The organism is Streptomyces sp. NPDC001480, from assembly GCF_042894725.1.
Taxonomy (GTDB): domain Bacteria; phylum Actinomycetota; class Actinomycetes; order Streptomycetales; family Streptomycetaceae; genus Streptomyces.
In genome coordinates, this window is the sequence record NZ_JBIAVX010000002.1 from 82,332 (window position 1) to 108,549 (window position 26,218).

Annotated in this window: 23 protein-coding genes; 9 read left to right on the forward strand and 14 right to left on the reverse strand. The window is 71.9% G+C overall.

The features are described from left to right. Positions 1 to 20: 20 nt before the first annotated feature. The 4 genes from ACFY01_RS04245 to ACFY01_RS04260 all read right to left on the reverse strand — a co-directional run bounded on the left by ACFY01_RS04245 (position 21) and on the right by ACFY01_RS04260 (position 3,128). Entirely contained in the window at positions 21 to 1,205 is a 1,185-nt protein-coding gene (locus ACFY01_RS04245) for an SfnB family sulfur acquisition oxidoreductase (protein WP_390734120.1), read from the reverse strand. Between the two features lie 5 nt (positions 1,206 to 1,210). After that, positions 1,211 to 1,765 (reverse strand): NADPH-dependent FMN reductase, encoded by a 555-nt coding sequence (gene ssuE / locus ACFY01_RS04250; protein WP_390734121.1) that lies wholly within the window; start codon positions 1,763 to 1,765, stop codon positions 1,211 to 1,213. Between the two features lie 29 nt (positions 1,766 to 1,794). After that, entirely contained in the window at positions 1,795 to 2,916 is a 1,122-nt protein-coding gene (gene sfnG, locus ACFY01_RS04255) for a dimethylsulfone monooxygenase SfnG (protein WP_390734122.1), read from the reverse strand. Positions 2,917 to 3,044: 128 nt separating this feature from the next. Further along, positions 3,045 to 3,128 (reverse strand): putative leader peptide, encoded by an 84-nt coding sequence (locus tag ACFY01_RS04260; RefSeq protein ID WP_356352894.1) that lies wholly within the window; start codon positions 3,126 to 3,128, stop codon positions 3,045 to 3,047. A gap of 137 nt (positions 3,129 to 3,265) precedes the next feature. Between ACFY01_RS04260 and ACFY01_RS04265 the strand changes: the two genes are divergently transcribed. Continuing rightward, positions 3,266 to 4,174: a LysR family transcriptional regulator gene (locus tag ACFY01_RS04265; protein WP_390734123.1), complete on the forward strand. Its 909-nt coding sequence runs from the start codon at positions 3,266 to 3,268 to the stop codon at positions 4,172 to 4,174. A gap of 18 nt (positions 4,175 to 4,192) precedes the next feature. Here ACFY01_RS04265 and ACFY01_RS04270 read toward each other — a convergent pair whose 3' ends face one another. Continuing rightward, positions 4,193 to 4,369: a hypothetical protein gene (locus ACFY01_RS04270; RefSeq protein ID WP_390734124.1), complete on the reverse strand. Its 177-nt coding sequence runs from the start codon at positions 4,367 to 4,369 to the stop codon at positions 4,193 to 4,195. 187 nt (positions 4,370 to 4,556) lie between these two features. Here ACFY01_RS04270 and ACFY01_RS04275 point away from each other — a divergent pair, with 187 nt between their 5' ends. Both ACFY01_RS04275 and ACFY01_RS04280 read left to right on the forward strand, forming a co-directional pair. Next, the gene (locus ACFY01_RS04275; RefSeq protein ID WP_390734125.1) at positions 4,557 to 6,086 is read left to right on the forward strand and encodes an SDR family oxidoreductase; all 1,530 of its coding nucleotides are present in this window, start codon (positions 4,557 to 4,559) and stop codon (positions 6,084 to 6,086) included. A gap of 78 nt (positions 6,087 to 6,164) precedes the next feature. Further along, on the forward strand, positions 6,165 to 7,538 hold the full coding sequence (locus ACFY01_RS04280; protein WP_390734126.1) for a cryptochrome/photolyase family protein: 1,374 nt from the start codon (positions 6,165 to 6,167) through the stop codon (positions 7,536 to 7,538). Positions 7,539 to 7,595: 57 nt separating this feature from the next. On the opposite strand, the gene ACFY01_RS04285 is transcribed toward ACFY01_RS04280, so the two are convergent. Beyond that, the gene (locus tag ACFY01_RS04285) at positions 7,596 to 8,606 is read right to left on the reverse strand and encodes a MerR family transcriptional regulator (protein WP_390734647.1); all 1,011 of its coding nucleotides are present in this window, start codon (positions 8,604 to 8,606) and stop codon (positions 7,596 to 7,598) included. Positions 8,607 to 8,723: 117 nt separating this feature from the next. Here ACFY01_RS04285 and ACFY01_RS04290 point away from each other — a divergent pair, with 117 nt between their 5' ends. Next, positions 8,724 to 9,332, forward strand: coding sequence for a sigma-70 family RNA polymerase sigma factor (locus ACFY01_RS04290; RefSeq protein WP_390734127.1), 609 nt, complete (start codon positions 8,724 to 8,726; stop codon positions 9,330 to 9,332). 69 nt (positions 9,333 to 9,401) lie between these two features. Next, positions 9,402 to 9,839, forward strand: coding sequence for an SPW repeat protein (locus ACFY01_RS04295; RefSeq protein WP_390734128.1), 438 nt, complete (start codon positions 9,402 to 9,404; stop codon positions 9,837 to 9,839). Between the two features lie 67 nt (positions 9,840 to 9,906). Here ACFY01_RS04295 and ACFY01_RS04300 read toward each other — a convergent pair whose 3' ends face one another. Both ACFY01_RS04300 and ACFY01_RS04305 read right to left on the reverse strand, forming a co-directional pair. Then, positions 9,907 to 10,674 (reverse strand): ArsR/SmtB family transcription factor, encoded by a 768-nt coding sequence (locus tag ACFY01_RS04300; RefSeq protein WP_390734648.1) that lies wholly within the window; start codon positions 10,672 to 10,674, stop codon positions 9,907 to 9,909. Positions 10,675 to 10,841: 167 nt separating this feature from the next. Next, complete coding sequence (locus tag ACFY01_RS04305; protein WP_390734129.1) at positions 10,842 to 12,341, reverse strand: APC family permease; 1,500 nt, start codon at positions 12,339 to 12,341, stop codon at positions 10,842 to 10,844. A gap of 126 nt (positions 12,342 to 12,467) precedes the next feature. Between ACFY01_RS04305 and ACFY01_RS04310 the strand changes: the two genes are divergently transcribed. Both ACFY01_RS04310 and ACFY01_RS04315 read left to right on the forward strand, forming a co-directional pair. Continuing rightward, the gene (locus ACFY01_RS04310; RefSeq protein ID WP_390734130.1) at positions 12,468 to 13,652 is read left to right on the forward strand and encodes an ROK family protein; all 1,185 of its coding nucleotides are present in this window, start codon (positions 12,468 to 12,470) and stop codon (positions 13,650 to 13,652) included. 102 nt (positions 13,653 to 13,754) lie between these two features. Further along, a complete protein-coding gene (locus ACFY01_RS04315; RefSeq protein WP_390734131.1) occupies positions 13,755 to 16,478 on the forward strand; it encodes an exo-beta-D-glucosaminidase in 2,724 nt (907 codons plus the stop codon). 58 nt (positions 16,479 to 16,536) lie between these two features. Here the strand turns inward: ACFY01_RS04315 and ACFY01_RS04320 are convergent, their stop codons facing one another. Further along, on the reverse strand, positions 16,537 to 17,985 hold the full coding sequence (locus tag ACFY01_RS04320) for a hydrolase (RefSeq protein ID WP_390734132.1): 1,449 nt from the start codon (positions 17,983 to 17,985) through the stop codon (positions 16,537 to 16,539). Between the two features lie 225 nt (positions 17,986 to 18,210). On the opposite strand from ACFY01_RS04320, the gene ACFY01_RS04325 reads away from it, so the two are divergent. Then, positions 18,211 to 18,474 carry a GlsB/YeaQ/YmgE family stress response membrane protein gene (locus ACFY01_RS04325; protein WP_390734133.1) on the forward strand — a complete coding sequence of 88 codons (264 nt, stop codon included), beginning with the start codon at positions 18,211 to 18,213 and terminating at the stop codon, positions 18,472 to 18,474. A gap of 329 nt (positions 18,475 to 18,803) precedes the next feature. Here ACFY01_RS04325 and ACFY01_RS04330 read toward each other — a convergent pair whose 3' ends face one another. The 3 genes from ACFY01_RS04330 to ACFY01_RS04340 all read right to left on the reverse strand — a co-directional run bounded on the left by ACFY01_RS04330 (position 18,804) and on the right by ACFY01_RS04340 (position 21,438). Next, positions 18,804 to 19,595 (reverse strand): GNAT family N-acetyltransferase, encoded by a 792-nt coding sequence (locus ACFY01_RS04330; RefSeq protein ID WP_390734134.1) that lies wholly within the window; start codon positions 19,593 to 19,595, stop codon positions 18,804 to 18,806. Between the two features lie 46 nt (positions 19,596 to 19,641). Next, positions 19,642 to 20,496, reverse strand: coding sequence for a GNAT family N-acetyltransferase (locus ACFY01_RS04335; RefSeq protein WP_390734135.1), 855 nt, complete (start codon positions 20,494 to 20,496; stop codon positions 19,642 to 19,644). Between the two features lie 216 nt (positions 20,497 to 20,712). Beyond that, positions 20,713 to 21,438 (reverse strand): chaplin, encoded by a 726-nt coding sequence (locus tag ACFY01_RS04340; RefSeq protein ID WP_390734136.1) that lies wholly within the window; start codon positions 21,436 to 21,438, stop codon positions 20,713 to 20,715. A gap of 273 nt (positions 21,439 to 21,711) precedes the next feature. Between ACFY01_RS04340 and ACFY01_RS04345 the strand changes: the two genes are divergently transcribed. After that, the gene (locus tag ACFY01_RS04345; protein ID WP_390734137.1) at positions 21,712 to 23,295 is read left to right on the forward strand and encodes an alpha/beta hydrolase; all 1,584 of its coding nucleotides are present in this window, start codon (positions 21,712 to 21,714) and stop codon (positions 23,293 to 23,295) included. Here the strand turns inward: ACFY01_RS04345 and asnB are convergent. Both asnB and ACFY01_RS04355 read right to left on the reverse strand, forming a co-directional pair. Continuing rightward, positions 23,288 to 25,132, reverse strand: a complete 1,845-nt coding sequence (asnB, locus tag ACFY01_RS04350) for an asparagine synthase (glutamine-hydrolyzing) (RefSeq protein ID WP_390734649.1) — start codon at positions 25,130 to 25,132, stop codon at positions 23,288 to 23,290. The genes ACFY01_RS04345 and asnB overlap by 8 nt on opposite strands. A 235-nt stretch (positions 25,133 to 25,367) precedes the next feature. Further along, positions 25,368 to 26,153, reverse strand: a complete 786-nt coding sequence (locus ACFY01_RS04355) for an alpha/beta hydrolase (protein WP_390734138.1) — start codon at positions 26,151 to 26,153, stop codon at positions 25,368 to 25,370. Positions 26,154 to 26,218 lie beyond the last annotated feature (65 nt).

Sequence of the window (26,218 nt, forward strand, 5' to 3'; positions counted from 1 at the left end):
TGTCGGGCTGTCCAACGCCGTCAGAGGAGGCCGTGGCGGGGCGGGCGGGTGCCGCTGAGCACGTACCGGCCGATGTGCTGGATCTTCCAGCGGGTCGGGTCGTGCAGCGTGTGGGTGCGGGCGTCGCGCCAGTGCCGGTGCAGATTGAGCGAGTCGAGCGCCGACCGGGTGCCGGACACCTCGAACAGGGCGCTCGCCACCTCCACCGCGGCCTCGGCCGCCCGCACCTTGGCCGCGGCGACGGCGATGGAGGCCTCGGCCGCCGAGTCGTCGGTGAGGTCGGCGCGTGCCTCGTCCACGGTCCGGGCGGCCTCGCGCAGGAGGGCCTCCGCGGTCCTTACGTGCAGGGCGAGTTCACCGAAGCGCTGGATCAGCAGCGGATCCTCGGCGGCGGTGTCGAAGCCGCTCTCGAACCAGGGCCTGCTCTTCGTCCGGACGAACGCGGCGGCCTCCTCCAGTGCTCCCCGGGCGATCCCGGTGTCGATGGCCGCGTGCAGCAACTGCGCGACCGCGCCGTGGAGTTGCGGTCCCCGGAAGGTGAGGTGGTGGGCGAGGACCCGGTCGGCGGGCACCGGGACGGCGTCCAGGCGGACGGTGCCGCTGGCCGTGGTGCGCTGGCCCATGCCGTCCCAGTCGTCGACGACCGTGACACCGGGCGCGTCCCGGGGGACGTACGCCACGTGCAGCTCGTCGTCCTCGGCGCGGGCCAGCACCGGGATCCAGTCGGCGAAGAGGGCGCCGGTGCAGTAGTGCTTGACGCCGGTCAGTAGGTAGGAGCCGTCGGGCCGGCGCTCCAGGCGGGTGCGGATGTCCTGGACGTGCCTGGTGCCCGCCTCCGACTGGGCGTTGCCGAAGCGGCGGCCCGCGAGCAGCTCGCCGAAGAAGAACTTCCGCTGCTGTTCGCCGCCCTGGCGGCGGATGACGTTGACGTACGCGAAGTGGCTCTGCGGGATCTGGGCGAGGCTGCCGTCGGCGGAGCCGAGCAGCCGGAAGATCTCCGCCAGGGTCCGGGCGCTCACATCCGCGCCGCCGTGCTCGGCGGGCACCGTGACCGCGAGCAGACCCGAGGCGGACAACCGGTCCAGCTCGGCCCGGGGCAGCCGGCGTTCCGCGTCCCGCTCGGCCGCGCCCGCCCGGAACTCCTCGGCCAGCGCCGCCGCGACGGCGAGGGCCTCGGCGTCGTCGGCGATGACGTGTGCGGTCATGGCGGTCAGCTCGCCGCGGCCAGCAGCGGGGTGCGGCCGAGCGCCGCCGAGAACTGGTCGAGCACCTGACCGAGGGCTTCGGCGGTGGCCGGGCTGACGGTCAGGGCGCCGTCCTCGTGCACCGTGATGTCCTTGTCGAGGGTGAACCAGCCCTGGACGATGTGCGCGGCGCCCATGGAGTTCAGCACCGGGCGCAGCGCGTAGTCGATGGCGAGGACATGGGCGGTGCTGCCCCCGGTGGCCAGCGGCAGCACGGTCTTGCCGGTGAGCGCGTACTGCGGCAGCAGGTCGAGCAGCGCCTTGAGGACTCCGCTGTACGAGGCCTTGTAGACCGGGGTGCCGACCACGACGCCGTCGGCGCGGGCGAACAGCTCGGTCGCCTCGACGATCGCCGGGTGCCGGAAGTCCGCGCCCAGCAGGGCCTCGGCGGGGATCGTGCGGACGTCGAGGGGGATCACCTGGTGGCCCTGGGCGGTCAGCCGCTGGTCCAGGTGGCGCAGCAGGCGGTTGGTGCGGGAGGAGGCGGACGGACTGCCGGAGACGGACAGGACGGTGGCCATGGGTTCCTCTTTCGAACAGGAGCGGACGGTCAGGCGTGCGCGGGGACGGACGCGGCCCCGGTCTCGGGGAGTTGGGACTCGAGCTCGCGCACGAGGGGCAGCACCCGCTTGCCGAAGTACTCGACCTCCTCGTGGTAGTGCAGGAAGCCGAGCAGGAGGAGGTCGACGCCGAGCTTCTTGTAGGCGACGATGCGCTCCGCGATCTGTTCCGGGGTTCCGATGAGCCCGGTCCGGAATCCGTCGTTGTACTGGACGAGGTCCTGGAAGGTGGAGTCCTGCCACATGCCCTTGTTGTCGGCGGTGGACTGCCCGGCCTGCTTCACGGCCGCCCCGAAGCCCTCGACGGCCTCGGTGTCCGCCCGCGCCACGATCTCCCGCAGGGTCTCGCGGGCCTCGGCCTCGGTGTCGCGGGCGATGAGGAAGCCGTTGAGGCCGAACCTCGGGGCCGTGCGTCCCGCTTCCGCCGCCGACTTGCGGACGTCCGCGATCTGTTCGGTCACCCCGTCGAAGTCCTTGCCGTTGGAGAAGTACCAGTCGGAGACCCGGCCGGCCATCTGCCGGGCGGCGGTGGAGTTGCCGCCCTGGAAGATCTCCGGATGCGGACGCTCGGGGGTGTTGAGGGGCTTGGGCTTGAGGGAGAAGTCACGCAACCGGTAGAAGTCCCCGGCGAGTTCGGCGTGGTCCTCGGTCCAGATCCGGCGCAGGGCGGTGATGAACTCCTCGGCGCGGCGGTAACGCTCGTCGTGCTCCAGCCAGGGCTCGCCGAGCGCGGTGAACTCGCCCTTGAACCAGCCGGAGACGACGTTGACCGCGAAGCGGCCGTTCGACAGGTGGTCGGCGGTGGCGCCGAGCTTGGCGAGGACGCCGGGGTGCCACAGTCCGGGGTGCACGGCCGCGATGACCTTCAGGCGCTGGGTGGCGAGCAGCAGGGCGAGGCTGAAGCTGGTCGACTCGTGCTGGAACTCGGCGCCGTAGCTCGCCATGTAGCGGACCTGGCTGAGGGCGTATTCAAAGCCGTTGTTCTCGGCGAGGACGGCGAGTTCGCGGTTGTAGTCGTACCCCCAGTCGGTGCGCTGCTCGATCTTGCTGGTGACCAGTCCTCCGCTGACGTTGGGGACCCAGTACGCGAATTTCACGGGCGCTGCGGACATGCGGAACTCCTGTTGCGGAATGTACTCGGTTTTCGGGCACGCCGAATTCCGGGCACGCGAAAGGGCACGCGAAGGCCGGGGAATTCAGGCGGTGAAGGGGAGTGCGGGGCGGCGGACCGGGACGAGGATCAGGCCGCGGGGCAACAGGAGGCGCTGGAGACGCGCGCGAGGTCGACGTGGCGTCGCCGCGTGAGGTCCAGTCGCATCTTCATGCCGTCGATCGTGGCAGTCGCCGGTGACGGCAGTCAAGGAAAACCCGACCGTTCTCGTATCGCGGACCATTGAATTTCACGAAGGTGTGACAGGGAAACCCTTGAACGCCCTCCGGAAACGGACGCATTGTGCTGTCGTGCGGATAGAACAGCTGGAATACATCGCGGCCGTCACCCGGCTCGGCTCGCTGCGCCGGGCCGCCGACGAACTGCGTTTGTCGCAGCCCGCGTTGAGCGAGACCGTGCGCAATCTCGAACGGGAGCTCGGAGTCGATCTGCTGGAGCGCAAGCGGTCCGGCGCCACGATGAGCGCCGAGGGCCGGGAGCTGCTGCCGCACATCGTCGGCGTGCTGGAGGCGGTGGACCGGCTGCGGTCGGCCGCGGGCGAGCAGCACCGGGTCAGCCGGATGGTGCGGGTGGGCACGGTCAACGCGGCGACCGTGCCGCTGCTCATCCCGGTCGTCCGGGACTTCCGGGCCGCGCATCCCGTCACCCAGGTGGAGGTGGTGGGCGCCCAGCAGGCGGAGATCCACCGGGCACTGACCGAGGGCGGCTTCGACCTCGGTCTGGTGAACCACCTGGACGGGGACGACGTGCCGGCGGGCTTCGAGTCGACCGAGCTGCTGCGCGGTCGTCCGGTGGTGTGCGTGCGTCCCGACAGCCCGCTGGCGTCCCTGTCGGTGGTCTCGGTCGAGGACCTGCTCGGGGTGCCCCTGATCGCCATGCGCGCCGGGTATGTGATGCACCGTTACGTCCACCGGCTGCTGGCCGGGCGCGCGCCGTCCTTCTCGTACTCCACCGACGGCGCCGAGATGGGCAAGCTGATGGTCGCCGAGGGGCTGGGGGCGACGGTGCTGCCCGACTTCAGTGTCGTCGGGGATCCGCTGGAGCGGTGCGGCGCGCTGGTCCACCGGCCGCTCGCCGACGACAGCACGCGGGTGCTGCTGATGCTCCAGCGCCGCCGGGCGGAGTCCGTACCGCAGGCGGCGCGGGACCTGCACGAGGCGTTCGTGCGCCGGGCGCGGGAACTGTCGGACCGCCGGTAGACCGCTGCCGGTCCCGGGTCAGGACCGTCCGTCGTCGTCCTGCCGCTCGACCACCACGAGGAAGGCGTCCGAGTTCAGGTCCATCACCACGGTGGCGGGTTCGCCCGCGGCCCGGCGCGCCGCCGCGAACTCCTCGGCCGGCCACGATCCGCGCGGGGCCCCCGCGGGAAACCGCTCCAACACCTTCGCGCCCATAGCGGCAGGTCACCTCCAGTATCGACAGGGTTACGGGTTTTTCACCGTGCGTACTACTCCGGCTGCCCTGGATCGGCGTGGACATGACCCGGTTCGGGGCCGATGTCCGTGCGCGCGCATCCGAAGGCCCCGCCCGCGTGGAAGGGATCTCAGGAGGGAACGGGCCGACGGGAAGGACGGACGACCGATGAACGGTGACGAGGCCGCAGCGGGGCCGCGCTGTCTGGTGACGGGTGCCACGGGGTACATCGGCGGCCGGCTGGTGCCCGAGCTGCTGGCCGCCGGACACCGGGTGCGCTGCCTGGCCCGCTCCCCCGGCAAGCTGCGGGACCATCCGTGGGCGGGTGACGTGGAGGTGGTCCGGGGAGACGTCAGGGACGCCGCCTCGGTCGCCGCGGCGATGCGGGACGTCGACGTCGCCTACTACCTGGTGCACGCGCTGGGCACGGGCAGGGACTTCGAGGAGACCGACAGCCGCGCGGCCCGCGTCTTCGGCGGGGCGGCCCGGGCGGCGGGTGTCCGGCGCGTCGTCTACCTCGGCGGACTCACCCCGGCAGGCGTGCCCGAGCACGCGCTGTCGCCGCACCTGCGGTCGCGGGCTGAGGTGGGCCACATCCTGCTGCGCTCGGGGGTGCCGACCACCGTGCTGCGCGCCGCGGTGATCATCGGGTCGGGTTCCGCCTCCTTCGAGATGCTCCGCTACCTCACCGAACGCCTTCCGGTGATGGTCACCCCGAGGTGGGTGCGCACCCGCATCCAGCCGGTCGCCGTACGGGACGTCCTGCGTGCCCTCGTCGGCAGCGCGGGCATGCCGGCCGACGTCAGCCGGGCCTTCGACCTCGGCGGGCCGGACGTGCTGACGTACCGGGACATGATGATGCGGTACGCGGCGGTGGCGGGTCTGCCGCGCCGGGTCATCCTCCCCGTGCCGGTGCTCACGCCCCGGCTGTCCAGTCACTGGGTGGGGCTGGTGACTCCCGTGCCCGCGTCCCTCGCGCGACCGCTCACCGAGTCGCTGCGGCACGAGGTGGTCTGCCGCGAGCGGGACATCACCCGGTACGTGCCCTCCCCTCCGGGTCATCCGGTCGGCTTCGACGAGGCGGTGCGGCTGGCCCTGCGGCGGGTGCGCGAGGCCGGCGTCAGCACGCGCTGGTCCTCCGCCTCGGTGCCCGGCGCGCCGAGCGATCCGCTGCCCACCGACCCCGACTGGGCGGGCGGCAGCCTGTACACCGATCACCGTCAGGCTCGGGTGGACGCGCCCGTCGACGCGTTGTGGCGGGTGATCGAGGGCGTCGGCGGTGAGAACGGCTGGTACTCCTTCCCGCTCGCCTGGGCCCTGCGCGGCTGGCTGGACCGGCTGGTCGGCGGGGTGGGGCTGCGCCGTGGCCGACGGGACGCGCAGCGGCTGCGCGCGGGCGACTCGCTGGACTTCTGGCGGGTGGAGGAGATCGAGCGGGGCCGGCTGCTGCGGTTGCGGGCCGAGATGCGGCTGCCGGGCCTGGCCTGGCTGGAGATGTCCGCCGAGCCGGACGGCGCCGGCCGCAGCCGGTACCGGCAGCGCGCCCTGTTCCATCCGCGCGGGCTGCTCGGTCACGCGTACTGGTGGAGCGTGTCGCCCTTCCACGCCCTGGTGTTCGGCGGCATGGCCCGCAACATCGCGCGGGCCGCGGCCGGCAGTGCGCTCACCCGGACGGAGGAACGCCTACCGGTCCGCTGACGCCCGCATCCGGCGGGCCGCCCGGGCCCGAATCACCTCATCGCCCATACCTCCACACCGTCTCATGCGGAGCGCCCCATGAACGTCTCGGTCGTCCTGTTCACCTCCGACCTGCGTCTGCACGACCATCCGCCGCTGCGGGCCGCCCTGGACGGCTCCCGCGAGGTGGTCCCCCTCTTCGTGCGCGACCGGGGCGTGGACGCGGCCGGCTTCGCCGCGCCCAACCGGCTGGCGTTCCTCGCCGACTGCCTGCGGGATCTGGACGCGGGGCTGCGCCGGCGCGGCGGGCGGCTCGTCGTCCGGACGGGTGACGTGGTCGACGAGGTGTGCAAGGTGGTGGCCGAGACGGACGCCGACGAGGTGCACATGGCGGCCGACGTCAGCGCGTACGCGCACCGCCGGGAGGAGCGGCTGCGGCGTGCCCTGGAGGCGGACGGGCGCCGGCTGCACGTGCACGACACGGTGACCACGGCGGTGGTTCCCGGCGCGCTGACCCCGGCCTCCTCGGACCACTTCGCGGTGTTCACACCGTACTTCCGGCAGTGGTCGCGGCAGGGGTTGCGGGACGCGCTCGGCGCTCCCCGGACGGTGCGCGTGCCGGACGGCGTCGGTTCGGAGGGGATCCCCTCGCGTGCCGAGGTGCCGGGGGTGTCCCAGGGGCTGGCCGGGGGCGGCGAGACGGAGGGCCGCGGGCGGCTCGCGGCCTGGCTGCGCTCGGGCCTCGCCGCGTACGAGGACCGTCACGACGATCTGGCCGGTGACGCGACCTCCCGTCTCTCGCCCCATCTCCACTTCGGCACTCTCTCCCCCGTCGAACTGGTCCACCGGGCGCGCAAGGCGGGCGGCCCCGGTGCCGAGGCCTTCGTACGGCAGCTCGCCTGGCGCGACTTCCACCGCCAGCTCCTGGCCGCCCGGCCGGCCGCCGCCGGCGCCGACTACCGGACGAAGCACGACCGTTGGCGCACCGAACGCACCGCCGGGGACGACATCGAGGCCTGGCGGGAGGGCCGTACCGGCTATCCGGTCGTGGACGCGGCCATGCGCCAGCTGCGCCACGAGGGCTGGATGCACAACCGCGGGCGCCTACTGACCGCGAGTTTCCTGACCAAGACGCTGTACGTCGACTGGCGGGTGGGCGCCCGGCACTTCCTGCGGCTCCTCGTCGACGGCGACCTCGCCAACAACCAGCTGAACTGGCAGTGGATGGCGGGGACCGGCACGGACACCCGCCCCAACCGCGTGCTCAACCCCGTCACCCAGGCCAAGCGGTACGACCCCGAGGGCGCGTACGTACGGCGGTGGGTGCCGGAACTGGCCTCGCTGGAGCCGCCGTCGGTGCACGAGCCGTGGAGACTGCGGGGCCCGGAGCGGGCGGCCCTCGACTACCCGGAGCCGATCGTCGACCTGTCCGACGGGCTGGCCCGCTTCCGGCGGGCACGGGCGCGTGAGTGAGGCCGCGGGACCCTGGGGCCCGGCCGACGGTTCCCCCTGCCCGGGGCGCCGTCACGGCTACTCGCCGGGCGGAGCCGACCCGTACGTGTCGGCCAGCAGGTCGAGGGCCTCCCTGAGCCCCGCCGGACGCGGCATGCCCCGTGTGCGGCGGCCGGCCCAGCCCGGACCGGCCGGCACCACCAGCGGCCGGCGGCGCGCGCCCCTGACGCCCCATTCCGTGGCGGCGACGTCGCGGGCCAGCGGCGGGCTCGCGGTGGCGCGTGCCTGCGCCCACAGGACCACGGCGGCCGGGCCCAGCCGCCGTACCGCCGCCGCCAGCGCCGGGGCGGGCACGGCGGCCCCGAACATCCGGGTCGGGAGCCGTAGTTCCCCCAGGGCGGCGTTGAGCGCCTCCAGCGGAAGGGTGTGCTCCTCACCGGGGACGCAGGCCAGCAGCACGGGACCGGCGGCCGGGGTGTCGCCCGCCGGGACGGGTGGCGGGGTGTGGCGGCGCAAGGTGGTCGAGACGTGCCAGGACAGCAGGTGCTCCACCTCGACGTAACGGTCGCCCGAGGACGCCCACTTGCGTCCCACGGCGTGCAGGGTCGGCACCATCACCTCCTGCCAGGCGACGGTGAGCCCGTGCTCCGCCACGGCCGAGGCCAGCCGCGCCTCGACGGCCGCGGCGTCGAGGCGTACCGCGGCGCGGGCCAGCCCCCGGCACTCCTGGCGCACCTCGCCCAGCGGCAGGGCCCCGGCCGCCCGTGAGCGCCCCGCGGCGGGAGCCGGCCCCCGGTCGGGGGGCGGCGCACCGGCCGTACGGCCCGCGGCACTCGGCGTCTCTTTCGCCGCACGGGCGGCCTCGGCGGGCGGTACGCCGGCCGAGGTCAGCCGGCACATCGCCGTCAGGACCGCCACATCCTCGGGGGTCCAGCGACGGTGCCGGCCGTCGGCGCGCACCGCGGGGCCGAGGCCGTAGCGGCGGTCCCAGGTGCGCAGGGTGGTCGGTGACACGCCGAGCCTGCGGGCCAGCGCGCCGGTGGTCACGGCGGCACCGGCGGCCGGCTCCTGCTCCGGTTCGCGATCCATGTCGAAATCGCCCACACGGTGACTATACGACGCAGAATCGATGCGAGTTGTGGCCCCGCTCGCGGGCTCGCACCATGGCGCACGGATGACAGTTCTCTCAGGTCAGGAGCCGTGGTCATGAGCCCGTGCAGTGCCGAGCCGCGCACCGAGCCGCATACCGTGCCGCGTACCGACGAGGAACTGGCACGAAGCCTGATGACGGACGACGACGCCGGCCTGGCGGCGGTCTACCGCCGCTGGTCGGCACTGGTCTACACGCTGGCCCGGCGCTCGCTGGGCGATGCCGCGGAGGCGGAGGACGTCACCCAGCAGGTGTTCCTCGGCGTGTGGTGCGGGCGCCGCGGCTACCGGCCCGAACGGGGCCCGCTCGGCGGCTGGATCGTCGGCATCACCCGGCGCAGGATCGCCGACGCGCTGGCGGCGCGGACCCGGCGCGGGGAACTGGTGACGGCCGCGGCGACGGTCCGCACGGTCGCGGACACCGGGGACGGACTTCCGGAGGCCGTGCTCGACCGTGTCCTCGTCCGGCGGGAGCTTGCCCGGCTTCCGGCACCCCAACGGCGGGTGCTGGACCTGGCCTTCTACGAGGACCTGACGCAGCCCCAGATCGCGGCGCGCACGGGGCTGCCGCTGGGCACGGTCAAGAGCCATGCGCGGCGCGGGCTGCACCGGCTCCGGAACCTCCTCGACGAGCCTACACATAAAGAAGAAATAAGCGCAGAATGACCGTAAGCGGCGCTTACCGCATACCGCACTGACGCGGTCAGGCCTGCACAGTCACAAAGGAGACGAATCATGGCCAACGTCTCACACAGAGGGGACATAACGACTCACCCCGATGCGTCCGAAATGCGGGAGCGCTACGCCCGCATGCTCGGCGGTCGTGATGTGGCGCTCGTGGACGGACCGGTGTTCCTGCTCGGTCTGTACTGCGCCGCTTCGCCCTGGATCCTCCACTACACGACGAGTCAGCCCGCGCTCGCGACCCACAACATGATCATGGGCATCGCCATAGGCCTGCTGGCCCTCGGATTCACCACGGCCCCGGCACGGATGTACGGCCTCAGCTGGGCCATGTGCGCCATGGGCGTCTGGATGATCATCGCCCCCTGGATCGTGGGCAGCGCCCCGGACACCGGCGTGATCGTCAACAACGTCGTCATCGGCGCACTGGCCGTGATCCTCGGGATGATGTGCGCCGGTACGGCGGCGAAGAGCGCTCCCATGCCGTGATCGAGGAGCCCCTGGAAGGGAGGACGCGGGACCGGTCCGCGGACGACGGACCGGTCCCGCCGCACGTTCAGCGGCCGGGCACCTCCCACGGCGCCTGCGGCATCGTGGTGCCGGTCTCGAGGAGGGACTTGAGGTTGGACAGGACGGCCGGCCAGCCGTAGGACACGTCGGAGCGCTCCCCTTCGTCGTTGAGGTCCTCGTGGGTGACGGTCAACCGGACGATGTCCTCGTGCCGCCGGATGTCGTAGGTCACCCGGGAGTACCTGTCCTCCTGTCCCTCGTTCTCCGGCGAGGTCCAGGTGGTGACCAGACGGGTGGGCGGCTCGCTCTCGACGACGGCGCCCACCACGTCGGCGACGCCCGAGCCGTCGGTACGGACGTGTTCCCAGCGGGAACCCCGCTGCCAGTCCGACACGTTGCGGTGCCCCCAGTACGCGGCGGTCAGGTCGGCGTCGGTGAGCGCTTCCCAGACCTTCTCCGGGGTGCTCGCGATGTAGGTGACGTACACAAAACTCGGCCTGTCGGTCATGGCTTCCTCGGCTCGTCGCTTCAGGTCGCCGAGCGCGCGCAGGCGCGGGCGCTCGAACTTGTCGATCCACCGCTCCTGGATCTCGTGGAGCGGCACGGGGTTGAGGTAGTGCAGCTTCTCCCGCCCCCGCCGCACGGTGGCGACCAGGTTGGCGGCCTCCAGGACGGCCAGGTGCTGGGTCACGGACTGACGCGCCATGTCGATGCGCGCGCACAGCTCACCCAGCGTCTGCCCGTTCTCCTCGTGCAGCCGGTCGAGGAGGCGTCTTCGCGTGCCGTCGGCCAGCGCCTTGAAGACCTTGTCCATCACGGGGTCGTCGTCTGATCGCACACCCGACGTTATGCAGGCGATTGCCTGCATGTCAAGTGCAGGTGATTACCTGCATATCGGGTCGGGGCAGGAGGGTCCGAGGAAGCACCAAGCGCCGGGGTGCCACCGTGGGACACTCCGGCGCACGTGCGCAGGGGGCGCGGTCAGGTACCGGCCGGCTCCGCCTCCGGCGCCGGCACGGTGAGGTATTCCTCGGTGACCTCCTTCTCACCGAAGGGCCACACCTTCTCCAGCCGGGCCCAGATCAGGAAGGCCACGCAGCCGAGGGCGAGCCAGGCCAGGGACCACTCGACGGGGTGGCGGCCCGGGGAGTTCTTGTCGGCGTAGCCGTAGATCACGCACCAGCCGGCGAAGGCCAGGATGCCCGGCAGCGGGTAGAGCCACATCCGGTACGGGCGCCGCAGGGCCGGCTGGCGCCTGCGCAGCACGCTCAGCGCCAGGATCTGGGCCAGCGCCTGCACGATCACCATCACCGTGGTGAGGAGCTGGATCAGGGTCGCCAGGTCGGTGTGGCGGCCGATCAGGAAGCCGATCGCGGTGATCACGCCCATGGTGGCCAGACCCAGCGTCGGGAAGCGGTGCCGGGGGTGCAGCTTCTCGTACGGACGGAAGAACACCCGGTCGCGGGCGGCGTCGTAGGGCACCCGCGAGCCGCCGAGGAGGCCGGTGAACACCGAGGCGAAGGCCGTGATCAGGATCAGGACGGTCACCGTGTCGGCGGCCCCCTTGCCCCAGGTCTCCTCCAGCACCGCCGACGCCACCGAGGTGGAGGCGATGTCGTGCGGGTCGGCCATCCGGCGCCAGTCGATCACCCCGAGCGTGCCGATCTGGAGCAGCAGGTAGATCGCCATGATGCCGAGGATCGAGAAGAGGATGGACCGCGGCAGGGTGCGGCCGGGGTCCTTGATCTCGGCACCCATGTAGGCGGTGGTGTTGTAGCCGAGGTAGTCGTAGATGCCGATGGTCAGACCGGCGGCGAAACCGAGCCAGAAGTGGTTGCTCGTCAGGTCGAAGGCGCGGGCGGGGTACGTGAAGGCCAGGTGCGGGCTGAAGTCGGTGGCCGCCGCGGCGATCACCAGGACCACCGAGGCGATCATCACGGCCCACATCACGGCGGTGATCCGGGCGATGTGCTCGATGCCCCGCCACAGCAGCATCACCACCAGGGCGACGATGCCCAGGCCGACCAGGTCGCCCTGCGTCCGGGTCAGGTCCGGGGCCAGATAGCCCAGGTACTGGACGAAGCCGACCACGCCCGTGGACATGATCAGCGGGATGAAGAGCATCGCCGTCCAGACGAACAGGAACGGCATCAGCCGGCCGGTGCGGTACTGGAAGGCCTGGCGGAGGTAGACGTAACTGCCGCCGGAGCCGGGCATCGAGGCCCCGAGCTCGGCCCAGACGAGACCGTCGCACAGGGCAAGCACCGCGCCGGCGACGAACCCGATGACCGCCTGGGGGCCGCCGAACGCGGCGACCATCAGCGGAATCGTCACGAACGGGCCGATCCCGCACATCTGGCTCATGTTGATGGCGGTGGCCTGGAACAGGCCTACGCGGCGGACGAAGCCACCAGTGGGCGGCGGACTGTCGAAACCACCGGGACTACCGGGACTACCTGGACGACCGGGACTACCGGACATAAGGACTCCTGACGCGCGGCAGGGCAGAGGCTCGCCCGGCGGGGCCGAGTAGCCGAGTGGCCGATATAGTTAAGGAGATTTACTAGATGCGTCAAGTATGCGCCGGGAATGCATGAGAATGGTCGGATGCCCGCCAGCGACGCCGTAGAGCAGCCGGATCAGCCCTGGAACCGGCAGCGCCTGCGCAGCACCAACGAACGGCTGCTGCTGGACCGGCTGCGGACCCTCGGCGCGGCCTCACGTGCCCAACTCGCCCGTGAGACAGGACTGTCCAAGCCGACCGTCTCCAGCGCGCTGGCCGCCCTGGAGGCCGCCGGGCTGGTCCGCGAGGTCGGCACCCACGCCCCCGAGCGCGGCCGGACGGCGGTCCTGTACTCCCCCGACCCGGCCGCCGGGTACGCGCTCGGCGTGGACGTGGGCCGTGGCTGGCTGCGGGTGGCCGTCGCCGACCTGGACGGCACGCTGGTCGCCCGCGCCGACGTGCGCAACCGGGCCCGTGGTGCCGACGCCCTCGCCGACCTGGTGGTCTCCTCCGCCCGGCAGGTGGTCGCGAGCTCCGGCGTGGACCCTGCCGAGGTGGTGCACGCAGTGGTGGGCACGCCCGGTGTGTACGACGAGAGGCAGCGGCGGGTGCGGTACGCGATGCACCTGCCGGGCTGGGGCCGCGCCGGGCTGCTGGACCGGCTGCGCGAGGAACTGGGCGTGCCGCTGGAGGTGCACAACGACGCCAACCTGGCCGCGCTGGGCGAGTACACCTACGGGGTCGGCGCGGGCAGCAGGCTGTTCGCGTACATCCTGATCGGCACCGGGCTCGGCATGGGAGTCGTCAGCGAGGGACGGCTGTTCACCGGGGCGCACGGACTGGCCGGGGAGATCGGGTTCCTGCCGTGGCCGGGGCAGCAGAAGCCGGAGCGGCTGGAGGACGCCGTGTCGGGGGTGGCCGTCGTGGAGGCCGCGCGCAGGTTCGGGATGAGCGGGCAGCTCACCGCGAAGGCCGTGTTCGACGCGGCCCGGCAGGGCAACACGGCGGCACGTCAGGCGGTGCGGCTGGAGGGCGAGCGGATAGCGCACACCGTGGCCGCGGCCGCCGCGGTACTGGACCCCGATCTGGTGGTGCTGGGCGGGGGCGTCGGCCACAGCGTGGACCTGCTGCTGGGGCCGGTACGGGAGCATCTGCGCGCGCTCACCCCGCTGCGGCCGAAGATCGCCCCGAGCCGGCTGGGTGAGGACGCGGTGCTCCTCGGCGCGGTGGCGACGGCCCTGGGTACGGCCCGGGAGATGGTGTTCGAGCGGAGGTCGTCCGGGTCATGAGCGATGCGCGGTCTGGCCACGCTGATTGACACGGCCCACTCGGCGCCCTAGCTTGAGCCGAGTTAGTAAAGTTTCCTAACTTTACCGAGGCTGGAGACCGCCGTGTTCCCTCGCCCCGCCGCCCACCGCCGCTTCGCCACGGCCGCCGTCACCCTGGGCCTGCTCTGCTCGCTCAACACCGGCGCCTGGGCCGGGTCCCCGCACCGCGCTCCGTCGCACGGCCGGCCCCCCACCACCCACGTCCCCACCGCCGCCGGCACCGGCACCGCGCTGACCGGCTACGCGATCCAGTCCACGGCGAAGGTCAGTGACTCCGCGTCCGCCGTCTCCTCCCCCGGCTATCCGGCGACCGGCTGGTACCCGGCGGGATCCCGCTCCACCGTCCTGGCGGCCCTGCTCGCCGACGGGGTGTACGCCGATCCCTTCTGGTCCACCAACCAGCAGAAGATCCCGAAGGCCGACTTCCAGGTCCCGTGGTGGTACCGCTCCGACTTCACGGTCGCGGACACCGGGCAGCGCACCTACCTCGACTTCAGCGGGGTGATCTCGGCGGCGGACGTGTACGTCAACGGCACGCGGGTCGCCCGGGCCGCGGACGTCACGGGCGCCTACACCCACCACGAACTGGACGTCACCTCACTCGTGCGGGCGGGCACGAACACGGTCGCCTTCCGCATCCAGCCCAACGAGCCGAACAAGAACCTGACGATGGGCTGGATCGACTGGCTCCAGCCGCCACCGGACCAGAACATGGGCATCGTCCGCGACGTCCTGGTCCGCCGCGGCGGACCGGTGGCGCTGCGCGACGCACACGTGCTGACGAAGCTCGACGTGCCGTCACTGGCCTCGGCGGACCTGACGGTGAAGGCGCGGGTCCGCAACGACTCCGACGCGCCCGTCACCGCCGAGGTCACCGGGAGCATCGGCGGGACCACCTTCACCAGGACCGTCCCGCTCGCCGCGCACGAGACGAAGACCGTGACCTTCACGCCCGCCGACGTCCCCGGCCTGCACCTCGACTCCCCGAAGGTGTGGTGGCCGGCGGGCATGGGCGGGCAGCCCCTGTACGGCCTGGACCTCACCGCGTCGGTCTCCGGCACGGTGTCGGACACCGCGCACGAGAGCTTCGGCATCCGCGACGTGCGGGCGCCGCTGAACTCCGACGGCGCCCGCCAGTTCCGGATCAACGGCCGCAAGCTGCTGATCAAGGGCGGCGGCTGGTCCCCGGACGAGTTCCTGCGCTGGGACCCCGCCTACGTCGAGGACCGGCTGAAGTACGCCCTCGACCTCGGCCTCAACACCATCCGGCTGGAAGGCCACATCGAGCCGGACGAGTTCTTCGACCTCGCCGACCGGTACGGCATCCTCACGCTGCCGGGCTGGGAGTGCTGCGACAAGTGGGAGGGGCAGGTCAACGGCAGCGGTGAGTCCGGCGACACATGGACCGACGCCGACTATCCCGTGGCGAAGGCCTCGATGGCCGCCGAGGCCGCCCGGCTGCGCGACCACCCGAGCGTGATCTCCTTCCTGATCGGCAGCGACTTCGCGCCCGACGCCACCATCGAGAAGAACTACCTGGACGCGCTGAAGGCCGCGGACTGGACGGCCCCCGTGGTGGCGGCCGCCTCCGACAAGTCCTCGCCGCAGCTGGGCAGTTCGGGCATGAAGATGACCGGCCCGTACGACTGGATCCCGCCCGGCTACTGGTACGCCAAGCGTGAGGGCGGAGCCACCGGCTTCAACTCCGAGACCAGCGCGGGCCCCGACATCCCCACCCTGGACACCCTGCGCCGGATGATGACGCCGGCCGAGCTGGACACGCTGTGGAAGAACCCGGGCGTCAAGCAGTACCACCGCTCCCCGTCACCCGTCTTCGGCACCCTCAAGCTCTACGACGACGCCCTCACCGGCCGCTACGGTGCCCCGACGAGCCTCACCGACTACGTGCGCAAGGCCCAGCTCGCGCAGTACGAGGCCGTCCGCGCCCAGTTCGAGGCGTACCAGCGCAACCAGACCGACTCCTCGAAGCCGTCCACCGGGGTGATCCACTGGATGTTCAACAGCGGCTGGACGTCCCTGCACTGGCAGCTGATGGACCGTTACCTGGACCAGGGCGGTGCCTACTTCGGGGCGAAGAAGGCGAACGAGCCGCTGCACGTGCAGTACTCGTACGACAATCGCACGGTCGTCGTGGTCGACAACGAACACGCCGCCGCCTCCGGACTCACCGTGCGGGCCACGCTGTTCGACCCCGACGGGACACAGAGGTACGACAAGACCGTCACCGGGGTCGCGGTGAACGGGGACGGCGCCCACACCACCGCGCTCACGCTGCCCTCCTCGGTGAGCGGGCTGCCGGCGACGTATCTGGCCCGGCTGACCCTGACCGACGCGTCCGGCAAGGAGGTGAGCCGGAACGTGTACTGGCTCTCCACCGAGCCGGACACGCTCGACTGGGACAGGACCGACTGGTACTACACGCCGACGACGCACTACGCCGATCTGAAGGGGCTGGCCGCGATGGCGCGGGCTCCGCTGTCGGTGACGGCGTCCACCCGGTCGGCGGACGGCACCTCGACCACGACGGTGACCCTGCGCGCCACGGGGAGCGGGAAGACCCCGTCGCTGCTGACGGACGTCCATCTCGTCGACGCGGCGGGCCGGCCGGTGCTGCCGGTGCGCTGGTCGGACAACGAGGTCGGCCTGTGGCCGGGCGAGTCGGTGACGCTGACCGCCACGTACAAGACAACCGCTCTGCGAGGCTCGGCCCCTCGGGTGCGGGTGTCCGGCTGGAACACGGCGGAGCAGACGGTTCCGGCGGAGTGACCGACAGGGGGCCGGGCCCGGGCGGGCCCGGCCCCCAGGGCATCAGCTCACATCCGTATCAGCTCGCGTTGAGCGCCGTGTCGTCGACGACGAACGACGTCTGGAGCTTGGAGCCCTCCGTGCCGGTGAACTTGAGGGTGACGGTCTGCCCGGCGTAGCCGCTGAGGCTGAAGCTGCGCTGGGTGTAGCCGGAGGCGGCGTTGAGGTTCGAGTACGTCGCCAGGGTGCCCAGGACCGACCCGGAGCTGCCCAGCACCTGGACGCTGAGGGTGTCGTAGGCGGTGCTGGTGGTGGTCTCCGCCGTGTCGATGTGCAGGTAGAAGCTGAGGGTCGCGGAGCAGCCGGACGGGATGGTCACCGACTGGGAGAGGGTGTCGGTGGTGGCGGTGCCGTTGCCGTCGAGCCAGGCGTAGTACGAGCCGGTACGGGCCGACTCGCCGCTGGAGTTGGTGATCACGCCGCTGGTGGCGCTCCAGGTGGTGCTGCCGGACTCGAAGCCGTTGTTGCCCAGGAGCTGGGCGGCGGTGCAGGAGCCGGAGCCTCCGCCGCCACCGCTGCTGCTGCCCGCGCCGGCCAGCCATGCCGTGGCGTTGAGGGCGAGGGCCGCGTTGGTGGCGCCGGTGTCGTTCCAGCCGTCGTACAGGGTGTTGCCCGACTGCCCCGTGCCGTCGTCGATCGGCGAGCTGTCACCCCAGAAGGCGACGCGACCGCTGCCGAACGTACTGGTGACGAAGAAGGCGCCGGTGTTGCCGGAGTAGCCGGTGCGGTACAGCAGGCCCTTGACGGCGGAGTTGTCGGAGGGCTTGAGGGTGGCGGTCGTACCGCTGGCGATGAGGCTCTTGGTGACGGTGCCGAAGGAGCCGTGCAGGACGGGGTCGCTGCTGTCGCTGATGGCCGACGGGTAGTCGGAGCTGATGCTGAGCGAGTCGATGGAGAAGCCGAACGGGTCGGTGGAGTCGACGCTGTTGTTGGTCATCAGATCGTTGAGGATCTCGACCGCGTCCTCGCCGTCGTTGTTGCGGTCGGCGCCGGTGTGGTCGGAGATCATGAACAGTCCGCCGCCGTTCTTGACGAAGTTCATGATCGCTGTCTTCTCGGCGGTGGTGAAGAGGGTGTTGGGCTCCGGCAGCACCAGGGTGTCGAAGTTCGACAGGTCGGTCGTCGACGAGCCGCCGTAGCTGAGGCTGGAACCCGAGGGCAGTGTCTTCAGGCTGTAGCCGCCGGTCTTCTGGAGGCCGACGCCCCAGGAGGACAGGGCGCCGGTCCAGTCCGTCTCGGAGGACGGGGTGGAGTCCTGGGAGAGCGGGTCGGGCTGGCTGGTGGAGATGATCCAGTCGGCGTTGCCGGCCGTCTCGGCGTGGGCGTTGTCGAACAGGATGCGGTGCGTGGTGGCCGCGTGAGCGGGCGCGGCGCTGGTGGTGACCTGGAGGGCGGCTCCGGTGACGAGCAGTCCGAATCCGGCCAGGGCGGTGGTGACTCTGCGGCGGGATCTCCTCGATCCAAGCATCCGGCGAACCTCCGTGTGGGTGGGGTAGAGGCGGTGCGGGCGCCAAGTCTGCGCGCGTAGAACCGGGTTGAGGGTTCTACACGCGTCAATCGATTGAAAGGTACATGGCATGACGGCTCTGTGAACAGAAAGTCCCGGCATTCACAGGGAACAAGCGGAGCGGACTGTTTCCACAGTAAGCGGGCAGAGTGGACACAGCGGGGATCTCGAAGAAGAGGGGCGGAGATGGAGATCTCGGGCATCATCAGCGCCATCGTCATCGGCATCATCATCGGTGTGCTGGGCCGCCTGGTCGTCCCGGGCCGGCAGCACATCGGCATCCTGTGGACGATCGTGGTCGGCATCGTGGCCGCCCTGCTGGGCTCGGCGATCGCCGCCGGGTTCGGCGTGGCCGACACCAAGGGCGTCGACTGGATCGAGTGGCTCATCCAGATCGGCCTGGCCGCGGTGGGCGTGGCCGCGCTCGACCGGTCGAGGGCGCGCCACTGACGCGCGGTCGGCCGCCGGGGGCGAGTCGGGGGTTCGCCCAGTGGGGTGCCGGGTTTCGCCGTGGGCGAGTGCCGCGTTGTTTGTGGCTGGTCGCGCAGTTCCCCGCGCCCCTTTGGGGCGCGTACACGGGGGCGCCTGCGGCGAAGTCACGACGCCGTAACCGTGCGGGGCGCAGGGGCGGAGCCCCGCGAGGGGCGCAGGGGCGGAGCCCCGCCGGGGTCTGGGGCGGAGCCCCAGGGGCGGCAACCTTCCAGTTGGGCGTCATGGGTGGGTGGGTGGGAAACATCCGGGGTCTGGGGCGGAGCCCCAGGGCCGAGCCCGCCCAGGGTTCACCGGCCCAGCTGAGCGGCAGCGAACACGTACGGCGTCGTCGTCGTGAGGGGATGGAAGCCCAGGCGCTCCAGGATGGGACGGCTGAGGGCCGAGGCGTCGACCTGGAGGTAGCGGTACCCGTGGGCCTCGGCGACGCGGGCGCGGTGGGCGACCAGGGCGCGGTAGATGCCGCGGCCTCGCCAGGCCTCGACCGTGCCGCCGCCCCAGAGTCCGGCGAACCGCGTGCCCGGAACCATCTCCATGCGGGCCGCGGAGACCGGCTCCTCGCCGGCCAGCGCGACGACGGCCACGACGGTGTCCGGGGCGGCGGCGACCTGGGCGAGCAACTGGTGGCGCAGCCGGGTTCCGTCGGTGCCGAAAGCCCGCTCGTGCACGTCCACCACGAGGTCGACGCCGGCCCGGTCGACGGCGGGCACGATGCGGATGCCTTTCGGCGGTTCCGGGTCGACGGTCAGATCCGCCACTTCGGCGATCATCAGCGTCTCCTCCGGTTCGCGCGCGAACCCGGCCGCGGTGAGCCGTGATCCGAGGTCCACGGGGAGGTCGTGGCCGTACAGCTTCCACTCGACTTCGCGGCCCAGGCCCGCGAAGTACGCGATCTGCTCGGCGATCACCGCGTCGGCGGTCGTGTCGTCCAGGGCGGACCACAGGACGGCGTTCCAGCCGTGCGCGTCCGCGACGTGACGCACCAACGCACCGGTGCGCTCCACGCGGGCGTCGGGACCGTCGGGCCGAGCGCCCGCGCGCATCTCCCGGTCGTAGAGGGCGAGCAACGCGGCATGATCCATACGCCCACTCCAGCACCCGCGGCCGGACGGGGCAACGGAATATCCGCTAGCCCAGTTCGAGGGTTGTCACACCGAACACCCGCTCCGTGGCGTACGGGCGGACCGGGCCGGTGTACATGCGTGCCGTCTCGAAGGAGGGGGTGAGGCCGGCCGCCTCGGCCAGGGCGACGGCCGCCGCGTTCGGTTCGGGCACGTCGAGGGCGACCTCGGTGCCGGCCGCCTGCGCGGTGAGGGCGGCGAACAGGGCACGGGCGTCGTCCGCGCGGTCCGCGAAGAGGGGGCCGATGCGCAGGCCGTCGCGGGCGGGCCGGATCACGCCGTAGCCGGTGACGCGGTCACCGTCGTGGCGGACGACGGTCCGGTGTCCGGGGGCGGTCAGCCACTCGGCCAGGAAGCGCGGGCGGTCGGCCGGGTGACAGGCGCTGTCGTAGGCGGTGACCGCCGCCAGGTCCGCGGGACCGGCCGGGCGGACGCCCGCGGGTGGTTCGGCCGCGGGGGCGGGGCCGGCGAACCGGACGGTGCGGTAGGCGAGTTCGAAGCCGGACTGGCGGTAGTTGCCCTGCTGGGCGACCACTCCGTCCAGGCCGACGGTACGGTTCCCGGCGTGCGCCAGGGCCGTCTTCCAGGTGGTGATGCCGTGGCCGTGGCCGCGCAGGTCCGGGCGGACCAGGTAGCAGCCCAGGAAGGCGTAGTCCGTGCCGTAGTTGACGACCGAGACGGCCGACACCGGTTCGCCGTCGATCCGGCCGAGGAAGAAGCCCTCGGGGTCCTGGGCGAAGAAGGCGGGTCCGTCGGACAGCCCGGGGTTCCAGCCCTCGTCCGCCGCCCACCCGCTGATCACCGGCCAGTCCGCGAGGGTGGCCTGCGTGATGACGAGGTCCTTGGGGGCGGGAGAGGTCATCGGTGCGCTCCATTCCGTCGGCGTGGGTCGATCGCGCCCGCAGCATCCTTCCCGATCATCCGAGGATCCGCTACGCCGGGATCGAGCCGTTGGCCGGGCTCAACCGCTCCTCGCGGCACGGCGGTTGCGGCGGCACGAAGGACCGCCGGGGCACGGCCGGGCCCCACCGGGCGGGGATCCGGTGGGGCCTCGGGCGGGGGGTGGAGGTGGCCGGGGTCAGCGCTCCGCGTGGGAGCGGAAGCGGCGGTACAGGACCGTTCCGGCCAGCAGGAGCGCGGCGCTCGCGGCGGCAGCCGGCGCCATCTCGTCCGCTCCCGTGTGGGCGAGGGCGGAGCCCGTCCGCGGCGGCGCGGAGTCGGGCGTCGCGGGGCGGGGGTGGGTCTTGGTCACGGGGGTGGGCCGGGGAGCCGCTTTCACCGGGGGCGTGGGGTTCGACGGCTGCGGCGCGTTGTCGCCGGGGCCGTTCACCGACGTGTTGCCCTGCGCCGGGTTGCCGGCGCCGACCACGCTCACGGTGTTCCCGCTGACGTTCACCGGGAGGTCCACGGGAAGCTGGACGCCGTTGCCGGACAGCACGCCCGGGGAGTCGTGCGTCCCACCGCGCGCGGAAGCGCCACCGCTCGTGGAGGCGCCGCCGCTCGCCGTCGTGCCGCCGCCGGACGCCGTACTCGCGGACCCACCGGAGCCGCCGGCGTTGGCGCAGGCGTTGCCGGCCGCGGGATTGAGCAGCCCCACCACGTTCACGGTGTTCCCGCACGCGTTCACCGGCACGTGCACCGGCAGTTGGACGGTGTTGCCGGAGATCAGCCCCGGCGAGCCCGCCGCCGAGCCGTCGGCGGAGGCGCCGTCGGCCGCGAAGGCGGCGCACACCGGCATCGTCACGGCGATCGCGCCGGAGGCGGCGACGACGCCGATCACACCGTTTCGGGTAACCCGTCTCATCGGTTCCCTGCCTTCCAGACATGGTTCGCGGGCGATCACCCGCACCGCACTAAACGCAGGCGAACCAATCCGAGTTATGGCTTATCGGCCTTTCACCCCAACGAGTGGGCCCGACCCTCGAACCACACGCAAAGTAATCGAACAATCACGGACTGTGCGTATGATACGACGCCGCAGGCCTTTGCGCCCGCCCGGAGGCGTGCCCTCCGGGGCCCGCTTAAGGTGAGCGGGAGACGCCGTCCCGGTCCACAGTGGGGGTCCCTGGAGGCATCGATGCTGGCGAAGCTGTCCACCCGGCCCGCCACCCGGCGCTGTACGGGCGTCGGCGCCGTGGCGCTGACCCTGCTGGGAGCGGGACTGCCCGCCGCGGGGACCGGTCCGCCCCAGCCCGACCTGTCCCGGTTCTACCGGCAGAAGATCGTCTGGTCAGCGTGCGACGGCCCTGACATGCCCGCGGACCTTCAGTGCGGCAAGGTCACCGTGCCGCTCGACTACGCCCGGCCTGGCGTGGGGACGCTGGACGTGGCGCTGGCCCGCTACCGGGCCACGGGCAAGTCACGGGGCTCGGTGCTCCTCAACTTCGGCGGCCCGGGTGGCGCGGGTATCAACGAACTGGCCTTCGGCGGCAAGGACTTCATGGGCCTGACCAACGGCTATGACGTGGTCACCTTCGATCCGCGCGGTGTCGGCCGGTCCTCCCCCGTCAGCTGCGGCAACGGGGCCGACGAGGCCTACGCCGCCACGGAGGACGGCGCGGCCGTCGGCGATCCGCGGGCCGTCCTGGAGAAGGTGCGGAAGGCCGCGGCCGAGTGCGCCGCGCACTCCGGCCCGGTCCTGCCGTACATCGGCACCGTGAACGTCTCCCGGGACCTGGACGTCATGCGACAGGCCCTCGGCGACAAGAAGCTGAACTATCTGGGCTTCTCCTACGGAACCCGGCTCGGCGCGGTGTACGCGGCCCAGTTCCCCGGCAAGGTGGGCCGGCTGGTGCTGGACGGTGTGGACACGCTGACCGAATCGCCGGCCGAGCAGGGCATCGCGGGCGCCACGGGGCAGCAGACGGCGCTGGACGACTTCCTGGACTGGTGCGTGGCCGACATCTCCTGCCCCTTCGGACAGGACCGGCGCGCGGCCGGCGAGCGGATAGTCCAGCTGGTCCACTCGCTGGACGCGGATCCGGTACCCACGCCCTACGGTGACCGGTACTCCGGTCAGGACCTGGTGGGCGCGATCGGGCAGGGGCTGTACAGCAGGGACCTGTGGCCCCTGCTGGAGCGGGCCCTGGCCGCGCTGGTGGAGGACGGGGACACGCGCGGGGTCGAGAACCTCACCTCCGGCGGAATTGCGCTGCCCGCCGGACGGTCCGGTGACGGCGGACTCGTGGGTGCGGACGAAGTCCCCCCGGACAACCTCCCGGCCGCGCTGATGGCCGTCAACTGCGCGGACGACCCCGACCGTCCGGGCGCCGCACAGATCGTCGAGGAACTCCGGCGGCTGCGCGGGCCGTACGAGCAGGCGTCGGCGGTCTTCGGCCGGTACCGGCTCACCCAGCTGGTGATGTGTTACGGCCGCCCCCGGGGCACCGACTTCATCCGTGACCGGGTCAAGAACCTGCACACGCCGAAGCTGCTGCTGATCGGGACCCGGGGCGACCCCGCGACGCCGTACCGCTGGACCGTGGAGACGGCGGCACGGCTCGGCCCGTCGGCCGTGGTGCTCGACAACAAGAACGAGGGGCACACCGGCTACTCCTCCTCCACGTGCGTGCACCGCAAGGTCGACGACTTCCTGCTGTACGGCTCCCTGCCGGCCAACGGCAGTTCGTGCGGGGCGGACCGGGTGCCGGTGGTCAACTGAGCGACAGCTCCGGCCGGTAGAGGTCGAGCCAGAGGGCCAGATCGAGGGCGCGTTCCAGGCCGTGGCGGGCCGCCTGTGTGCTCACGGGCGCCGTCTCGCGGTGGGCGGCGAGCCGGACCTTCTCGCGGTCGACGAGGTCGAAGACCGGGTGGGAGGGGCGGGTGAGGAGGTCCTTGGCCTGGTCCTGGAGGGCCCGGGCGTACTGCGGGTCCTGAGTGGAGGGGTAGGGGCTCTTGACCCGGTCGTACACGGACCGGGGGATGACGTCCGCCGCCGCCTCCCTGAGGAGGCTCTTCTCCCGTCCGTCGAAGGACTTCAGGGACCAGGGCGCGTTGTAGACGTACTCGACGAGCCGGTGGTCGCAGTACGGCACGCGGACCTCCAGGCCGACGGCCATGCTCATGCGGTCCTTGCGGTCGAGCAGGACGCGCACGAAGCGGGTCAGGTGGAGGTGGCAGATCCGCCGCATCCGGTACTCGAAGTCGCTCTCGCCGTCGAGGCGGTCGATCCCGGCGACGGCGGTGCGGTAGCCGTCGGCGACGTACGCCTCCACGTCCAGCGCCTTGGCCAGGTCGGGGCGCACGATGTCGCCGTCGTCCCCGAAGTTCCGGCCGGCCATCGACAGCCAGGGGAAGGTGTCGGCGTGCCGGGCCTCCTCGTCGAAGAACTGCCGGTAGCCGCCGAAGACCTCGTCGGCGGACTCACCGGAGAGGGCGACGGTGGACTGGTCGCGGACGGCCCGGAACAGCAGATAGAGCGAGGAGTCCATGTCGCCGAAGGCGGCGGGCAGATCGCGGGCGCCGATCACCTTCCGGCGTACGGCGGGGTCGGCGAGGGTCCGCGCGTCGAGGACGATGTCCTGGTGGTCGGTGCGGGCGAGGCGGGCCACGTCGTGCACGAAGGGCGTGTCGGGGGTGCCACGCAGTTCGTCGGCGACGAAGTGGTCGCTCTGGCCGGCGAAGTCGACGGCGAAGCTGCGCACCGTCTCGCCCTGCTCGCCCAGTTGACGGGCGGCGAGCGCGGTCATGGCGGAGGAGTCGAGGCCACCGGAGAGGAGGGTGCAGCGCGGGACGTCGGCCACCAACTGGCGGCGCACGATGTCCTCCAGGAGGGTGCGGACGGCGGCCACGGTGGTGTCGCGGTCGTCGGTGTGCGGGCGGGTCCGAAGCCGCCAGTAGGTACGGGTCGTCAGTCCCGTACGGTCCACGGTGACGACGGTGCCGGGCTCCACCTCGCGCATGCCGTCCCACACGGCGTGGCCGGGCGTCTTGATCATGGTGAACAGCTCGCGCAGGCCGTCGAGGCCGATCCGGGGCCGGGCCAGCGGGTTGGCGAGGATCGCCTTGGGTTCGGAGCCGAACAGGACGCCGTCCGGGGTGGGGTGGTAGTAGAACGGTTTGATGCCCATCCGGTCGCGGATCATCACGAGGGTGTCGTGGCGGCCGTCCCAGACGGCGAAGGCGTACATGCCGCCCAGACGCTCGGCGACGGCGTCGCCCCATTCCAGGTAGCCGCGCAGCACGACCTCGGTGTCGGAGTCGGTGGCGAAACCGTGACCTCGGCCGGTGAGTTCTGCGCGCAGTTCGGTGAAGTTGTAGGTCTCGCCCGAGTAGACGAGGGCGACGGTTCCGTCCGGTGTGCCGGCGGTCATGGGCTGGCGTCCGCCGGGCAGGTCGATGATGGCGAGCCTGCGGTGGCCGAGCGCGGCGGGGCCCTCGGTCCAGGTACCGCTGTCGTCCGGGCCGCGGCATGCCATGGTCTCGGTCATGGCGTGCAGAGCCGCGGCCTCGGAACGCAGGTCGCGGTCGTAGGAGACCCATCCGGTGATGCCGCACATGGCGTGCCCTCCCACCTTACCGGTTGTACCCAGCACCTATATGACGAGCGTGTGCCGGGCACCGCGGGCCGGTCAACGCGGCCTTGGCCGATCGGGCGAATCCGCCGCACGGTTCCGGCCGCGTTTTGCCCATGAGGGAGCCCCGGGACCGGTGTGCGTCCGGGGGCCGCCCGTCGGGTACCGGCCATGGGCAAAGGTTTCCCCATGCCCAGGGGCGGCGGCGTGCCAGGCCGGCTCAGGCCACCGGCACGGGACTCACGAACCGGTCAAGGGCGGCGGTCAGTTCGGCCGGCTTCTCCAGCGGCAGTTCGTGGCCCGCGTCGATGATGCGGATCACCGCGTCCGGGTACGCCGTCGCCATCCGCAGCATCTGCTTCACCGGCAGCTGGATGTCGTGGTAGCCGTGCACCAGCAGGGTGGGCGTGCGGATCTCACCGACCCGGTCGAGGACGTCGAAGGCCCGCATGGCGTCGTACAGCGTCATGACCACCTCGCGCGGGGTCGCCGCCGAGGCCCTGATGTGCTCCTGGATCCGCTCGCGCGGATAGCCGGGGGCGAAGGCCCGCTGGATGTTGGCGGCGACGAACAGCTTGAAGGGCACCAGGGTGGAGGCGGCCATGAGCAGACCGCGGCCCCGGCTGAAGGCCATCCGGCTGATGGAGCCGACCAGGACCAGGCGTTCCACCCGCTCCGGGTGGGAGAGGGCGATGGTCTGGGAGATCATCCCGCCCATGGAGTGACCGATCAGTACACAGCGCTCGACCTCGAGGTGGTCGAGGAGGGCGAGGACATCCCCGGCCAGCTCCTCGATCGTGGGCACCCCGGCCCCGCCGCTCTCCCCGTGCCCGCGCAGGTCGAGCCGGATCACCCGCCGCTTCTCGGCGAAGTGCGCGATCTGGTGGTCCCAGCGGCGGCGGTTGGCGGTCCAGCCGTGGACGAACACCAGGGGCACGCCGTCGCCGTCGCGGGGTCCTTCGTCGTCGTACGTCAGCGCTGCGCCGTCGACCTCGAGCTGCGGCATGGGGCGTCTCCTGGAGTGCGAGCGGGTTACTGACCGGTACGGTAACGGGCCACCGGGCCCCACGT

What these genes read in the sequence shown, in the direction of transcription:
- ACFY01_RS04245 (WP_390734120.1), bottom strand. Translation starts at nt 1,205, where the DNA reads ATGACCGCACACGTCATCGCCGACGACGCCGAGGCCCTCGCCGTCGCG.
- ssuE (WP_390734121.1), bottom strand. Translation starts at nt 1,765, where the DNA reads ATGGCCACCGTCCTGTCCGTCTCCGGCAGTCCGTCCGCCTCCTCCCGC.
- sfnG (WP_390734122.1), bottom strand. Translation starts at nt 2,916, where the DNA reads ATGTCCGCAGCGCCCGTGAAATTCGCGTACTGGGTCCCCAACGTCAGC.
- ACFY01_RS04260 (WP_356352894.1), bottom strand. Translation starts at nt 3,128, where the DNA reads ATGAAGATGCGACTGGACCTCACGCGGCGACGCCACGTCGACCTCGCG.
- ACFY01_RS04270 (WP_390734124.1), bottom strand. Translation starts at nt 4,369, where the DNA reads ATGGGCGCGAAGGTGTTGGAGCGGTTTCCCGCGGGGGCCCCGCGCGGA.
- ACFY01_RS04275 (WP_390734125.1), top strand. Translation starts at nt 4,557, where the DNA reads ATGAACGGTGACGAGGCCGCAGCGGGGCCGCGCTGTCTGGTGACGGGT.
- ACFY01_RS04280 (WP_390734126.1), top strand. Translation starts at nt 6,165, where the DNA reads ATGAACGTCTCGGTCGTCCTGTTCACCTCCGACCTGCGTCTGCACGAC.
- ACFY01_RS04285 (WP_390734647.1), bottom strand. Translation starts at nt 8,606, where the DNA reads ATGGATCGCGAACCGGAGCAGGAGCCGGCCGCCGGTGCCGCCGTGACC.
- ACFY01_RS04290 (WP_390734127.1), top strand. Translation starts at nt 8,724, where the DNA reads ATGAGCCCGTGCAGTGCCGAGCCGCGCACCGAGCCGCATACCGTGCCG.
- ACFY01_RS04295 (WP_390734128.1), top strand. Translation starts at nt 9,402, where the DNA reads ATGGCCAACGTCTCACACAGAGGGGACATAACGACTCACCCCGATGCG.
- ACFY01_RS04300 (WP_390734648.1), bottom strand. Translation starts at nt 10,674, where the DNA reads ATGGACAAGGTCTTCAAGGCGCTGGCCGACGGCACGCGAAGACGCCTC.
- ACFY01_RS04305 (WP_390734129.1), bottom strand. Translation starts at nt 12,341, where the DNA reads ATGTCCGGTAGTCCCGGTCGTCCAGGTAGTCCCGGTAGTCCCGGTGGT.
- ACFY01_RS04310 (WP_390734130.1), top strand. Translation starts at nt 12,468, where the DNA reads ATGCCCGCCAGCGACGCCGTAGAGCAGCCGGATCAGCCCTGGAACCGG.
- ACFY01_RS04320 (WP_390734132.1), bottom strand. Translation starts at nt 17,985, where the DNA reads ATGCTTGGATCGAGGAGATCCCGCCGCAGAGTCACCACCGCCCTGGCC.
- ACFY01_RS04325 (WP_390734133.1), top strand. Translation starts at nt 18,211, where the DNA reads ATGGAGATCTCGGGCATCATCAGCGCCATCGTCATCGGCATCATCATC.
- ACFY01_RS04330 (WP_390734134.1), bottom strand. Translation starts at nt 19,595, where the DNA reads ATGGATCATGCCGCGTTGCTCGCCCTCTACGACCGGGAGATGCGCGCG.
- ACFY01_RS04335 (WP_390734135.1), bottom strand. Translation starts at nt 20,496, where the DNA reads ATGACCTCTCCCGCCCCCAAGGACCTCGTCATCACGCAGGCCACCCTC.
- ACFY01_RS04340 (WP_390734136.1), bottom strand. Translation starts at nt 21,438, where the DNA reads ATGAGACGGGTTACCCGAAACGGTGTGATCGGCGTCGTCGCCGCCTCC.
- ACFY01_RS04345 (WP_390734137.1), top strand. Translation starts at nt 21,712, where the DNA reads ATGCTGGCGAAGCTGTCCACCCGGCCCGCCACCCGGCGCTGTACGGGC.
- asnB (WP_390734649.1), bottom strand. Translation starts at nt 25,132, where the DNA reads ATGTGCGGCATCACCGGATGGGTCTCCTACGACCGCGACCTGCGTTCC.
- ACFY01_RS04355 (WP_390734138.1), bottom strand. Translation starts at nt 26,153, where the DNA reads ATGCCGCAGCTCGAGGTCGACGGCGCAGCGCTGACGTACGACGACGAA.